The following is a 12,418-nucleotide window of genomic DNA, read 5'->3' as shown; positions in this document are numbered from 1 at the left end:
CATCGGGCCACCCCGCCCTGCGGGACACCCGCACCCGGTCGGCCCCGATGAGCGAAAAAGCAAGGGTCGCTCATCGGGCCTCCTGGAACCGGACCCGCACTCCCGGGCGCAGCAACGCGGGCGGTTCACGGTCGACCTGCCAGATCTCCACCCCGGTCCGGCCGATCAGCTGCCAGCCGCCAGGGGACTCCCGCGGGTAGATCCCGCTGAAGCGGCCCGCCAGGCCGACCGCGCCCGCCGGGACCTTCGTCCGGGACTCGGTGCGCCGGGGCACCTCCAGGAGCGCGGAACCGCCTGCGAGATAACCGAATCCGGGCGCGAAGCCACCGAACGCCACCGTCCACTCCGACGAAGTGTGCTCGCGCACGACCTCGCGTTCGGTCAGGCCGGTCAGCCGGGCGACCTCCGCCAGGTCCTCGCCGTCGTAGACGACCGGAATCCGCACCAGCCCTTCGCTCCGCTCGGCACTCCGGCCCGGCCGGGCCTCGCGCACCGCGCGTTCGACCGCGTCCGGATCGGCGCGGCGGGGGTCGAGCCGCAGCAGCAGCGTCCGCGCTGCCGGGACCAGGTCGGTCACGCCTTCGGGCAGCGCCGCCGACAGCGCCGCGTAGAGGGACTGGACCGCGTCGAGGTCGTCGAGTTCGACCAGCAGTCCCGAATCCGCGCAGTGCAGAACCCGCATCTCCATCACCTCCGCGGCGGCGCGAACGCCTCCAGGCGCACGTCCTCGTCGGCGAGTCGCTCCCGGACCGCCTCCGCGATCTTGACCGCTCCCGGGCTGTCGCCGTGCACGCAGATCGACTGCGCCCGCACGGAAATCCACGATCCGTCGACGGCCTCGATCGGCTCGCCGCGCGCGATCCGCACGCAGCGCTCCGCGATGGCGTCGGGATCGTGCAGCACCGCGCCCTTCTCGCGCCGCGAGACCAGAGTTCCCTCAGGTGTGTAAGCACGGTCGGCGAACGCCTCCCGGAACACCCGCAGTCCCGCTTCCTCGGCCAGTTCCAGCCACGCCGATCCCGGCAAGCCGAGCACCGCCAGGTCCGGGTCGTAGGCGCGCACCGCAGCGACCACGGCCGCGGCCTGCTCGCGGTGGTGCACGATCGCGTTGTAGAGCGCGCCGTGCGGCTTGACGTAGGTGACTTCCGTGCCCGCGACATGGGTCAGAGCCGCGAGTGCGCCGATCTGGTAGATCACGTCGTTGGTCAGTTCCGCAGGCGGGACGTCGATGAACCGGCGTCCGAAGCCCGCGAGGTCGCGGTAGCCGACCTGGGCACCGACCGCGACGCCCTGCTCGGCGGCGTGCTCGCAGGCGGTGCGGATGACGCTGGCGTCTCCGGCGTGGAAGCCGCACGCGACGTTCGCGCTGGTCACGATCCGCAGCAGCGCGGCGTCGTCACCGAGTTCCCACCTGCCGAAGCCCTCGGCGAGGTCCGAGTTCAGGTCCACCTGTTCCTCCTCACTTCCAGAGCGCGGCCATGCCGCCGAGCGAGCTGACCCCGAGGTACACGGTGAGCAACCAGGCCACCACCCCGATCGTCAGCAGCCAGCGCGGGTAGCGGTAGCCGCCGAGCAGGTCCCGTCGCCGCAGCGCCACCCACAGCAGGGCGCCGAACCCGACCGGCAGGATCAGGCCGTTGAGCGACCCGGCGAGCACGAGCAGCGTCGTCGGGGCCTGGTCGAGCAGCAGGAACACCGCCGCCGACACCGCCACGAACGCCACGACCAGCCAGTTGCGGACGCGTTCGAGCTTCGGGGAGAAGGTCACCAGGAACGAGATCGAGGTGTAGGCCGCGCCGACCACGGAGGTGATGCTCGCGGCCCACAGGATGATGCCGAACATCCGCAGGCCGAGTTCGCCCGCCGCGTGCTGGAAGGCGTCCGCGGTCGGGTTGCTGCCCGCCAGGGTGACGCCGCCGGCGACCACACCGAGCACCGCGAGGAACAGCACCAGCCGCATCACGCCGGTGACCAGCAACGACATGATCGAGCTGCGGCTGACCTCGACCACGCGCTCGGGGCCGGTGACGCCCGCGTCCACCAGCCGGTGGGCACCCGCGTAAGTGATGTAGCCACCGACGGTGCCGCCGATGAGCGTGGTGATCGCCAGGAAGTCGATCTGGTCCGGGAACACGGCCTGGCGCATCGCGTCGCCGACCGGCGGGCCGGAGACGATCGCGACGTAGAGCGTGAGGCCGATCATCAGCACGCCGAGCACGATCACGATCCGGTCCATCGCGACCCCGGCGCGCTTGCTCAGGAAGATCGCGATGGCGATCAGGGCGGAGACGGTGCCGCCGATCTTGACGTCGACGCCCATCAGCGCGTCCAGCCCGAGCGAGGTCCCGGCGACGTTGCCGACGTTGAACACCAGCCCGCCGAAGACCACCAGCGCGGCCATCGCGTAGCCGAGGCCCGGCAGCACCTTGTTGCCGAGGTCCTGGGCCCGCGTGCCGGAGACGCCGATGACCCGCCAGACGTTCAGCTGGACGGCGATGTCGATCAGGATCGACAGCACGATCGCGAAGGCGAAGGCAGCGCCGAGCCGCACCGTGAACTGGGTGGTCTGCGTGATGAAGCCCGGTCCGATGGCGCTGGTGGCCATCAGGAACACCGCGCCCATCAGGGCGCCGCGCCTGACCGGGCCGGGTCTGCTCACCGTCGTGGTCTCTTCGGCCATCTCGTCCGCTCCCTCATCCTCGGCGCCCCGCCGGGGCAGCCCGCTGCGGTTCGGGACAAGATAGGGAATTGTTGAACAATCCTGCAATACCTCGGTTGAAACTTCCTCGTTAAACTGCCCCGAGGGGACCAGTGACGGGAGCTCGATGACATCCACCCAGTGGACGGCCCAGCTCGCGGCCGACCGCGCGCTGCTCGACCGGACCAGCGCCGCCGAACAGGTGGCCGACCTGCTGCGGTTGCGGATCATCGAGGGCCGGCTCGAACCCGGCACCCAGCTGTCCGAGAAGGACGCGGCCGACGCCCTGGCGGTCTCCCGGAACACGCTGCGCGAGGCGTTCCGGCTGCTGGTGCACGAGAGGCTGCTGGTGCACGAGTTCAACCGCGGTGTGTTCGTGCGGATCCCGTCCGTCGACGACGTGCTGGACCTCTACCGGTCGCGGCGTCTGCTGGCCGTCGGCGCGGTGCGCCAGGCCGCGGGCGCGGAGCGGGAGCTGATCGACGACATCGACCAGGCGGTCACCGAGGGCGAGCGCGCGGCGGGCGAGCAGCGGTGGAAGGACGTCGGGAGCGCGAACATGCACTTCCACCGCACGCTGGTCGCGCTGGCGGGCAGCGCCCGGCTGAACGAGGTGATGAGCCAGCTGATGGCCGAACTGCGGCTGGCGTTCCACGTGATGGAGCACCCGCGCGAGTTCTACGAGCCGTACCTGGGGCTCAACCGCGAGATCACGGACCTGATCGCGAGCGGTGCGCTGGAGAGCGCGGTCGCCCGGCTCGACGACTACTTCGACAAGGCCGAGAGCCAGCTCGTCGACGCCTACAAGCGCCGGATGCGGGAGGCGTGAGCGTCAGCGGCGCAGGAATTTCGCCAGGCCGTCGAGGTCGTCGGTGTTGATGTGGTCGACGCCCGCGTCGACCAGCTCCCGCCATACCGCTTCGCGGTTGGGCAGCCGCGCGTCCGGCGTCGCCCAGAACCGGACGCGCTGATCGGCGGCGTGCGCGTCATCGACGATCTTGTGCAGCTTGGCGCGCTGGTCCTCGGGCATCCTGCCGATGCCGACCCAGGAGAACTCGTCCGTCCAGCTCTTCGAGACCAGCGGCACGAGCTTCGCGTCCGCGCCGATGCCGAGGTCGTCACCGCCGTTGATGCGGCCGTCGTAGAAGGCGAAGCGGTCGTCCTGGCCTTCCATGACATCACGCGGGCGGTCGCCGGAGAGCACGATCGTCACCGGGCCGCGCTGGACCTCGCCGTTGGCGTAGTGCGTGAACACACCGTCGTAGGCGGGGTCGCGCACGATCTTGTCGAGCACCTCGTAGGCGGCGGCGCCGTCGGCTTTGATGTCGACCAGCAGCTGGAATTCGCCGTCGTAGTCGGGAAAGACCGATCCGCCGTTGTCCTTCACCAGGTCGCGCAGCGGATCCAGGTACAGCGCCTGGAGATTGCGCTCGGGCGTGGTGTCGGGGCGGTCGTGGGCGACCAGCAGTGCACCGTCGACCAGGTGGATGTCGGCTTCCACGCTGGTGAAACCGCGGTCGAGCGCGTCGAACAGCGGCCGGTCGTGCTCGTAGTCGTTGTGCGCGTGCGCCTGCGGGAGCGGCGTGACGTCCTGCCGCTCGGCGGAAGCGGGCGCGGCGACGCCCAGCACCGCCAACAGCATGACCAACAGCGGAACCAACCGGCGCACGACGACCTCCCGGTATCGATGATCATCAACACCGGGAGGCTATCGACATCCAGCCACGTACGGGTGAACTTCGGCCGACCGGCAGCCTGCGATCAGGGCAACCGGGTCAGTCCAGACCGGCGAACAGGTCACTTTCCCAGTTGTTCGGCCCCGATCCGGGCCCGCGCTCGCCGCGCGCGAGGACGAAGGTCTCGACGGCGAACGCGGGGTTCTGCACCATCGTCGCGAAGAACTCGTTGTCGTCGAGGTTGACCTGGCTGCGGTAGGTGCGCAGCGCGGCGAGCTTGGCCTCGTGGAACTTGCGGCCGTCCAGTGCCGCGGTGATGTCCTCGTCGCGGACGGTGAACTCCTCGAAGTTCTCCATGTCCTCCGGCCTGACCTGCTCGAAGAACGAGCGGGACAGGACCCACCAGTAGACCTTCGAGACGTCCCACGGCGCGCCCAGTTCCGGGGCGAACGCGGGGTCGGCGGCGGGACCGACGGCGTTCATCACCGCGCGGTGGGCCGCGATGTGGTCGGGGTGGCCGTAGCCGCCGATCTCGTCGTAGGTGATCACGACCTGCGGGCGCTGGGCGCGCAGCAGCTCCACCATGACGCGGAGGACCTCGCCGTCGTCGGCCGCGGCGAACGCGCCCTCCGCGGTGTTGGAGTCCTGGCCGGCCATGCCGCTGTCCCGGAAACGCCCGGGGCCGCCGAGCCAGTGGTGCTCGATGTCGCCGAGTTCGCGCAGGGCGCGGGCGATCTCACCGCGCCGGTACTCGCCGAGCGCGTCCGGATTTCCGCGCAGGTGCGCGAGATCGTCGGTGACGACCTCACCGAGTTCACCGCTGGTGCACGTCACCAGGGTGACCTTCGCGCCGTCGGCGACGTAGTGCGCCATCGTCGCTCCGGTCGCGGTCGACTCGTCGTCCGGGTGGGCGTGGACCAGCATCAGGCGCCGTTCGCTCATATGTACGAGCTTAGCCGGAGGCTCCGACAGTTTTCCGCGATTGTTCCGCCTGCGGTCAACCTCGCGGGTAAGACTTCGCCGGTGGATTCGAGGAGAGGAGTCGATGTGTCGGGTTCTCGGGTGACCAGGCGCGGTGTTCTCGGGCTGGCGGGCGCGGTCGGCGTCGCCGGGGCGTTCGCCGGGAAGGCGGCGGCCGGGCCGGGCGGGCTGATCGGCCCGGCCACCGGCGAGCGGCTGCACGTGATGAGCTTCAACATCCGCTACGACTCGAAGGCGGTGCCGCCGAGCCCGGACGCCTGGAGCACCCGGCGGCCGATCCTGGCCGAGCTGCTCAACACCGAGTCGCCGACCGTGCTGGGTGTGCAGGAAGCGCTGTACAGCCAGGTCAAGGAGATCCGGTCGGACATCCCGGCGCACTACGACTGGATCGGCCTCGGACGCGAGGGCGGCGGTCGCGGGGAGTTCATGTCGGTCTACTTCGACACCGGCCGTCTGGAGCCGCTGGACTACGACCACTTCTGGCTGTCGGACACGCCGAACGTGATCGGGTCGGCCTCGTGGGGCAACACGGTGGTGCGGATGGTGACCTGGGTTCGGTTCCGGGACAAGCGCACCGGCCGCGAGTTCGTGCACGTCAACACGCACTTCGACCACCAGTCGGAGAACTCCCGGCAGCGGAGCGCCGAACTCGTCCGGGACCGGATCGGCGGATTCGACGCGAGCCTGCCGGTGGTTCTGACCGGCGACTTCAACACGCGCGCCGGGGACTCCGAGTCGTACCGGATCCTGACCGCGGCGCTCACCGACTCCTGGGAGTCGGCGAGCGAGCGGCTGACCCCGGCGTGGGGGACCTTCGGCGGGTACAAGGAGCCGGTCGAGGGTGGGGACCGCATCGACTGGCTCCTGCACAACGACAAGGTGCGCGTGCTGAAGGCGGCGATCAACACCTTCCGCAAGGACGGGTACTTCCCGTCGGACCACCTTCCGGTGCAGGCGTTGGTGGAACTGGCGTAGTTCAGGCGGCGTAGGGGCGCGTGGTGCGCGCGTCCCTGGTCGCCCGCCCCCACCACAGGAGCTGGTCGAGCATCTTCTTCGCGGCCTGGTTGACGCCCTCGGGATCGCGCGGATCGCCGTTCTCGTCGAACTGACCCCAGGCCCCGTGGAAGCTGACGGTGTCGCGGACCGTCACGGTGTGCAGCTCGGCCATGATCTGCCGCAGCTGCTCGACGGCGCGCAGACCACCGGAAATCCCGCCGTAGGACACGAACCCGACGGGTTTGGCGTTCCACTCGGCGTACGCGGAGTCGATCGCGAACTTCAGCGAAGCGGGATAGCCGTGGTTGTACTCCGGCGTGACGATCACGAACGCGTCGGCGGCGTCGATGCGCGCGGAGAAGTCGCGCAGCTCGGCTGTCAGTTCGGCCGGATGCGCCGGCGGCAGCCCGACGTCGGCCAAGTCGACCACGTCGACGTCGAAGTCGTTGTGCACGCGGACCTGCTCGGCGAACCAGCGCGACACCGTCTCGGCGAAGCGCCCTTCCCGGGTGCTTCCGACGATCACGGCCAGGCGCAGCGGGGTCTCGGTCATGTCCGTTCCTCTCTCTCGGTCACTTCGGAACGGAGTCTTGTAGTTCAAGTAAGGTCGAGGTCAATCTCGGGTGTCGCAGGTCACCGGGGTGCAGTGGTCTCCTGCCGGAAAAGCCCGGCAGGAGACCGAAAGCGCCGGGCCTACCGGCAAGCCCCGGCGGAGCACTCGTCGAGCCAGCGGGACCAGTCCTCGTCGTAGCTGGTGCCGATGGTGCGGGTGAGGAAGTCGCGGGCGGCGTTCCAGTCGCCGGTGCGGTAGTGGCGCAGGACGGTGTCCACGTCTTCCGGGTGCTTCTCGAACATGTAGCGCACGGCGAGGTAGCCCCACCTGTAGACGCGGGTCGTGTCGGCGTCGTAAGTGGTGTTCCACAGTTCGCTCAGGCGGTAGGTGTGCTTGCCCGCTTCGTCGATCGCTTCCTGGTACGGCAGGTTTCGGTAGGAGTACGAGATGTACTCGCCGACTCCTTCGATCCACCACACCGTCGGGGTGCTGGTGCCCGCCGCGAAGTCGCCGTACATGTCGAAGCGGCCGTCGAGGTAGTGGGTGTACTCGTGGTTGAGGTTCCAGATCTCGAAGGCGGGGCGCTGCCATTCGGCTTCGTAGGCGATGAAACGCGGTTGGTTGCCCGGTGCGGCCGGGTCGCCTTCCAGGTACATGCCGCCGTTGTTGGTGTCGATGCCGAAGATCGCTCCCGCGTAGATCTGGTAGTCGGCGCTCGAATCGAACACCACGACCTCGATCGTCTTGTTGTTGTCGTCGGCGACGGGCTGGTTGTTGTCCTTGACCTTCTCGTGGAAGAAGGCGTCCTGGCCGTTCAGGCTCGTGCAGGACGCGTCGAGTTCCTGCGGGGCGATCTGCTGGGCGCGGATGCGGATGCTCGGGCTGCACGTGTGCTCCACCGTCAGCACCGCCTCGGTCAGCCTCCGCTGGAGATCGCACGTCCCGTACTCCGCGCAGTTCTCCTTGTCGTAGGCGTCGGTCATCTCCGCCGTTCCCACCCACAGCGCCGCCGTCGGGCCGGTCATCTCGCTCTTGCCGAGCAGTTCTTTCAACATCGGGCGCAGCTTGTCCCGCAACGGCTGGTGCTGCACGAAGCGGGCGAGTTCGCGGCCCGCGTTCGACGTCAGGTAGCCGCGGTCGGTTCCGAGCAGGTCGAGGTGGCCGATGGCGAACGCGTGCAACGTGTCCAGAACGCTGGGATCGGCCTGGACGGCTTCGACGAACTCCGGGACCTGGTGGCCGCGGAACAGGACGGTGTAGACGTTGTTGACCGCGTTGAGCATCCACCAGAACTGGTCGTAGGACGCGTCGTAGTCCGTCAGCAGTCTCTTGACGACACCCAGATAGCGGGCGTTCTCCTGGGCGCTGTCGATCAGGGTGACCGATTCCGCCAGCACCTCGCCGTTTTCGTCGCTGACCGTCTCGGACTGCTTGTTGGCGAAGAAGGTGTCGAGCGCCGCCTGGATCGCGGTCTTCAGCGCCGGCCCGTATTCCCCGACGCTTTCGGGATCGTTCCACTGCGCGTAGTAACCCGCGCGCAGGTAGAGCACGAGCTGCGCCGTGCCGGTGCTGTTGTTGCCGGGATAGTTCACCGCGTTGTCCCGGTACGCGTTGGCCACGGTGACCATCTGCTCCTCCCGGAAGGCACCGTGCGCGTCCGTTCCGGTGAGGCTGAACAGGGTGTTGATGCAATCGGTGCCGACCGCCTGGATCTGGCGGACCAGCTCGGCGCCGGTGTTTCCGGTGAAGTTCGCCGGATCGCAGTTCGGCGTCCGCGCCGGCCTCGGCGGCTTCGGGGCCGGCAGCGGCGGCCGGTCCTTGGCCTCGGCGAACTGCGGCGGCGAGGGCGGCAGCGTCTCGGCCGCCGCGGGGAACGGGAACAGCGCGGCGCAGATCGCCAGGACCAGGCCGAACACGAGTTTCCGGGACGATTTCAGCCGCAACCCGCTACCGGATCGGAAATGCTTGCTCAGCAAGGTGAACCTCCTACCTCGACTGGGAACCTGCGAAGTCTGGCAACGAAAAGTCGCGACAGGTCATAAGCGGAGGCATAGAGTTCCGCTATGGCACTCGACATCCGGCACCTGCGAATGATCTGCGCCGTGGCGGAAACCGGGAGCATCACGCGCGCCGCAGCCAGAATCGGGCTCACCCAACCGGCCCTCAGCACGCACCTGCGCTCCATCGAGAAGACGATGGGCGATGCGCTGTTCGTCCGCAGCAGCACCGGAATGTCCCCGACGCCGTTCGGCCAGCGGATCATCGACCGGGCCCGGATCGTGCTCTCCGAAGCCGACGCACTTTTCACCGATCTTCCCATTGCTGCGAGGAATTCACTGCGCTTCGGCTGCGCTCATCTCGCCTGCGTGGCCACCGTCGCCGATCGCGTCCAGAACGCCTTGCCGGAGCGTGACATCACGCTGCACATCGAGTCCTCCGCCGCTGTGCTGGCCGATTCCCTGGCGCGGGGCCGGTTCGACGCGGCGCTGGTGGGGACCATGGAAGGCTTCGACGTTCCGATCGAGCGCCCGGTGACGACCCGGGTTCTGGTCCCCAGATACCCGATCTTCGTCGCGATCGCTGCCGGTCACCGCCTCGCCGGTGAGCACCGGGTGCGGCTCACCGACCTGCGCGACGAGTCGTGGATCGGCCCGCCCGGAGCCGACGACGGCTCGCTGGCCGCGCTGCGCACGGCCTGCAGGGCCGCGGGTTTCGAACCGCGGGTGCGCTTCGAAGCCCCGAGCGGAGGCGGGCAGGAACTCATCGCGGGCGGCCACGGCATCCGGCTCGTCGAGCCGACATGGCCCGCTCCGCCCGGCACCGCGGTCCGCCCGCTCGACGGCGACCCGCTGATCGCGCGGCTGACCGTGGCGTGGCGGCAGGACCGGCTCAGCCGCGAGCAGGCCGCGGACCTCTACCGCGAGCTGACGTGCGCCTACCTGGCGCACGTGACCGACAATCCGCTGTTCCACCAGTGGTGGCAGGAGCACCCCGAGGTGCATCCGGCCTAGGGGGTGTCTTCAAGGTGGGTGGTGGCGGGCTCGCATTAGCATGCCGCCGGTCGCACACAGGGGTTCGCGGGTCCGGGTTCGGGCAGACCGAGCCAGACAGCACCTAACCGCCTAGGCCCACGCGGCGCCGTCGGGGAAGCGGTACCGCTCCAGCGACTCGCGCTTGATCTGCGCGCTGTAGCCCGGCCGTTCCGGCGGGAGGTAGCGGCCGTCGCGCATCCGGACCGGGTCGGTGAAGTGCTCGTGGAGGTGGTCGACGTACTCGACGACGCGGTTGTCCAGCCGGCCGGTGACCGCGACGTAGTCGAAGATCGACAGGTGTTGCACCAGCTCGCACAGGCCCACTCCGCCGGCGTGCGGGCACACCGGGACGCCGCGCGCGGCGGCGAGCAGGATGGTCGCGACCGCCTCGTTCACCCCGGCCAGCCGGCAGGCGTCGATCTGGCAGATGCCGATCGCCTCGGCCTGGAGGAACTGCTTGAACATCACCGCGTTGTGCGCGTGTTCACCGGTGGCGACGTGGGTCGGGGCTATCGCGCGCTGGATCGTGGCGTGGCCGAGGACGTCGTCCGGACTGGTCGGTTCCTCGAACCACCAGATGTCGAACTCGGCGAGGGCGCGGTGCCAGTCGATCGCCTCCCGCACGCCGAGGGTCTGGTTCGCGTCGATCATCAGGCGCCGGTCCGGGCCCAGCACCTCGCGGGCGATGCGGCAGCGGCGCCGGTCGTCGTCCAGGTCCGCGCCCACCTTCAGCTTCACCGAGTCCCAGCCCGCGTCCACGGCTTCCTGGCACAGGCGGCGCAGCTTCTCGTCGTCGTAACCGAGCCATCCCGCCGACGTCGTGTAGGCCGGATAACCCTCGCGGCGGATCAGCGATTCCCGTTCGGCTCGGCCGCTTCCGGCTTGTTCGAGCATCTCCAGCGCGGCTTCCGGCGTCAGCTCGTCGCGCAGATAGCGCCAGTCGACGAGGTCGACGATCTGCCGCGGGGACATGTCGGACAGCAGCTTCCAGACCGGTTTGCCCTCGATCCTGGCCACCAGGTCCCAGGCCGCGTTGACCACGGCCGCGGTGCCCAGGTGGATGACGCCCTTGTCCGGGCCGAGCCAGCGCAGCTGGCTGTCGGCGGCGAGGTGGCGGGCGAAGCCGCCGAGGTCGGCGGCGATCTCGTCGACACGCAGGCCGACCGCCCGCCCGGCCACCGCTTCCGCCGCGGCGAGCGCCAGCTCGTTGCCTCGGCCGATGGTGAAGGTGAAGCCGTGGCCGTCACCGGCGTCGGTGCGCAGGACGAGGTAGGCGGCCGAGTAGTCCGGGGCCGGGTTCATCGCGTCGGACCCGTCCAGGGCGCTCGACGTGGGGAATCGCAGGTCGACGGTCTCGAAGTCCACAACGCGCGCGGTCATCGGCTCGCTCCCTGGTCGGCTGAACGCTTCGACGCCCATACTCCGCCGCGCGGACCAGCGGCGGAACCGCCGATCACGGGGACCGCACGGTCGCCGTCACGAAACCGGCCGGCGCCGGTTCGCGGCCGAAATTCCGTTGCTCCTCAAGTGAAAGACCGCACGACGCGACGAAATCGGCGAGGTGGTCCCGCGCGGGCGGCGGCGTGGTCGGGAGCCCGAACTTCCACGGCTCGCCCAGGACGTCGAGGATCGCCTTGGCGTAGCGCATGAAAAGCGAGCCGCCTTCGAGCAGATCCGTCGAGAAGTAGTCGAAAGCGACGGCGCTTCCTGGCGCGCTGCCCGCGATCCGGCGCAGCGTGCTCTCCACGGCCGCGCGGTCCAGATACATCGTGACGGACTCCCACAGGAAGAACGCCGGTGCTCCCGGGTCGTAACCCGCCTCGACGAGCTTGTCGAACCAGTCCTCCTGCTCGAAATCAGCGGCCACGTAGGTGACACCGGTGGTGTCCACACCTGCCTTGCGCAGCATTTCCCGTTTGAACGGCTGGGTCCACGGCGTGTCGACTTCGAAGCACCGCACGTCCAGTCCCCGGTAGGAACGCGTGTCGAATCCCGCGCCGAGGACGACGAGTTGATCGACGCTGCCGGCGTAACGGGAGAGGGCCTCGTCGAAGAACGTCGTCCGCGCGGCGGACTGGTGCATCAGCGGTGGAACGCCGGGATACGGATACCGGTAGATCTTCGGGACATGTCCGGAGATCCGGTTCGCCGCCAGCATCGGACTCGTCACGAACGTCAGTCCGAACTGCGGAACGTTGGGCAGCACCCGCATCATCCGGGCGCAGGCCGGATCCTTCCGCGTGCCGAGGTTGTGCTGCATCCACCGCGTGTAGAAGGAGGCGAGCACCGTTTCCGACACCCGCGACCGACGCCCGCGCAGCAGCAGCTTGCCGACCCACAGCACGTACCCGACGATCCCCAGCGGGAGCAGGAGGATCTGGATCACCCGGAACACCACCGCTGACGGCATGCGCGCCTCCAGACGACCGACACCAGCGGATTTTACGGGCGGGCCCGGCTTCCAGCACGCCATGGCACGGAT

12 protein-coding genes are annotated in these 12,418 nt (G+C 69.1%); 3 read left to right on the top strand and 9 right to left on the bottom strand.

The window, feature by feature from the left end; all coding sequences use genetic code 11:
* Positions 1 to 70: 70 nt before the first annotated feature.
* The 3 genes from ABD691_RS03905 to ABD691_RS03895 are packed head-to-tail and all read right to left on the bottom strand — an operon-like array spanning position 71 to position 2,680.
* The gene (locus ABD691_RS03905; protein WP_344677963.1) at positions 71 to 682 is read right to left on the bottom strand and encodes a 5-oxoprolinase subunit B family protein; all 612 of its coding nucleotides are present in this window, start codon (positions 680 to 682) and stop codon (positions 71 to 73) included.
* Between the two features lie 5 nt (positions 683 to 687).
* Entirely contained in the window at positions 688 to 1,449 is a 762-nt protein-coding gene (locus ABD691_RS03900; protein WP_344677962.1) for a LamB/YcsF family protein, read from the bottom strand.
* 10 nt (positions 1,450 to 1,459) lie between these two features.
* On the bottom strand, positions 1,460 to 2,680 hold the full coding sequence (locus tag ABD691_RS03895) for an NRAMP family divalent metal transporter (protein WP_344677961.1): 1,221 nt from the start codon (positions 2,678 to 2,680) through the stop codon (positions 1,460 to 1,462).
* Between the two features lie 145 nt (positions 2,681 to 2,825).
* On the opposite strand from ABD691_RS03895, the gene ABD691_RS03890 reads away from it, so the two are divergent.
* Entirely contained in the window at positions 2,826 to 3,527 is a 702-nt protein-coding gene (locus ABD691_RS03890; RefSeq protein WP_344677960.1) for a GntR family transcriptional regulator, read from the top strand.
* 3 nt (positions 3,528 to 3,530) lie between these two features.
* Here the strand turns inward: ABD691_RS03890 and ABD691_RS03885 are convergent, their stop codons facing one another.
* Both ABD691_RS03885 and mshB read right to left on the bottom strand, forming a co-directional pair.
* A complete protein-coding gene (locus ABD691_RS03885; RefSeq protein WP_344678026.1) occupies positions 3,531 to 4,340 on the bottom strand; it encodes a phosphatidylinositol-specific phospholipase C/glycerophosphodiester phosphodiesterase family protein in 810 nt (269 codons plus the stop codon).
* A 133-nt stretch (positions 4,341 to 4,473) separates the two neighbouring features.
* The gene (mshB, locus tag ABD691_RS03880) at positions 4,474 to 5,298 is read right to left on the bottom strand and encodes an N-acetyl-1-D-myo-inositol-2-amino-2-deoxy-alpha-D-glucopyranoside deacetylase (protein ID WP_344678025.1); all 825 of its coding nucleotides are present in this window, start codon (positions 5,296 to 5,298) and stop codon (positions 4,474 to 4,476) included.
* Positions 5,299 to 5,421: 123 nt separating this feature from the next.
* Between mshB and ABD691_RS03875 the strand changes: the two genes are divergently transcribed.
* Positions 5,422 to 6,330 (top strand): endonuclease/exonuclease/phosphatase family protein, encoded by a 909-nt coding sequence (locus ABD691_RS03875; RefSeq protein WP_344677958.1) that lies wholly within the window; start codon positions 5,422 to 5,424, stop codon positions 6,328 to 6,330.
* A gap of 1 nt (position 6,331) precedes the next feature.
* On the opposite strand, the gene ABD691_RS03870 is transcribed toward ABD691_RS03875, so the two are convergent.
* Positions 6,332 to 6,904, bottom strand: coding sequence for an NADPH-dependent FMN reductase (locus ABD691_RS03870; protein ID WP_344677957.1), 573 nt, complete (start codon positions 6,902 to 6,904; stop codon positions 6,332 to 6,334).
* A 140-nt stretch (positions 6,905 to 7,044) separates the two neighbouring features.
* The gene (locus ABD691_RS03865) at positions 7,045 to 8,847 is read right to left on the bottom strand and encodes a collagenase (protein WP_344677956.1); all 1,803 of its coding nucleotides are present in this window, start codon (positions 8,845 to 8,847) and stop codon (positions 7,045 to 7,047) included.
* 120 nt (positions 8,848 to 8,967) lie between these two features.
* On the opposite strand from ABD691_RS03865, the gene ABD691_RS03860 reads away from it, so the two are divergent.
* The gene (locus ABD691_RS03860) at positions 8,968 to 9,915 is read left to right on the top strand and encodes a LysR family transcriptional regulator (RefSeq protein WP_344677955.1); all 948 of its coding nucleotides are present in this window, start codon (positions 8,968 to 8,970) and stop codon (positions 9,913 to 9,915) included.
* Positions 9,916 to 10,026: 111 nt separating this feature from the next.
* Here ABD691_RS03860 and ABD691_RS03855 read toward each other — a convergent pair whose 3' ends face one another.
* The gene (locus tag ABD691_RS03855; protein WP_344677954.1) at positions 10,027 to 11,316 is read right to left on the bottom strand and encodes an enolase C-terminal domain-like protein; all 1,290 of its coding nucleotides are present in this window, start codon (positions 11,314 to 11,316) and stop codon (positions 10,027 to 10,029) included.
* Between the two features lie 73 nt (positions 11,317 to 11,389).
* On the bottom strand, positions 11,390 to 12,346 hold the full coding sequence (locus ABD691_RS03850) for a class I SAM-dependent methyltransferase (RefSeq protein ID WP_344677953.1): 957 nt from the start codon (positions 12,344 to 12,346) through the stop codon (positions 11,390 to 11,392).
* Positions 12,347 to 12,418 lie beyond the last annotated feature (72 nt).

It is taken from the genome of Saccharopolyspora taberi (genome assembly GCF_039534165.1).
Lineage (GTDB): Bacteria > Actinomycetota > Actinomycetes > Mycobacteriales > Pseudonocardiaceae > Saccharopolyspora_D > Saccharopolyspora_D taberi.
Note: the sequence above shows the minus strand (reverse complement) of the source record. Positions and strands in the feature narration are given on the sequence as shown.

Coding starts and splice junctions, on each gene's coding strand:
- ABD691_RS03905 (WP_344677963.1), bottom strand. CDS start 682: ATGCGGGTTCTGCACTGCGCGGATTCGGGACTGCTGGTCGAACTCGAC.
- ABD691_RS03895 (WP_344677961.1), bottom strand. CDS start 2,680: ATGGCCGAAGAGACCACGACGGTGAGCAGACCCGGCCCGGTCAGGCGC.
- ABD691_RS03890 (WP_344677960.1), top strand. CDS start 2,826: ATGACATCCACCCAGTGGACGGCCCAGCTCGCGGCCGACCGCGCGCTG.
- ABD691_RS03885 (WP_344678026.1), bottom strand. CDS start 4,340: ATGCTGTTGGCGGTGCTGGGCGTCGCCGCGCCCGCTTCCGCCGAGCGG.
- mshB (WP_344678025.1), bottom strand. CDS start 5,298: ATGCTGGTCCACGCCCACCCGGACGACGAGTCGACCGCGACCGGAGCG.
- ABD691_RS03870 (WP_344677957.1), bottom strand. CDS start 6,904: ATGACCGAGACCCCGCTGCGCCTGGCCGTGATCGTCGGAAGCACCCGG.
- ABD691_RS03860 (WP_344677955.1), top strand. CDS start 8,968: ATGGCACTCGACATCCGGCACCTGCGAATGATCTGCGCCGTGGCGGAA.
- ABD691_RS03855 (WP_344677954.1), bottom strand. CDS start 11,316: ATGACCGCGCGCGTTGTGGACTTCGAGACCGTCGACCTGCGATTCCCC.
- ABD691_RS03850 (WP_344677953.1), bottom strand. CDS start 12,346: ATGCCGTCAGCGGTGGTGTTCCGGGTGATCCAGATCCTCCTGCTCCCG.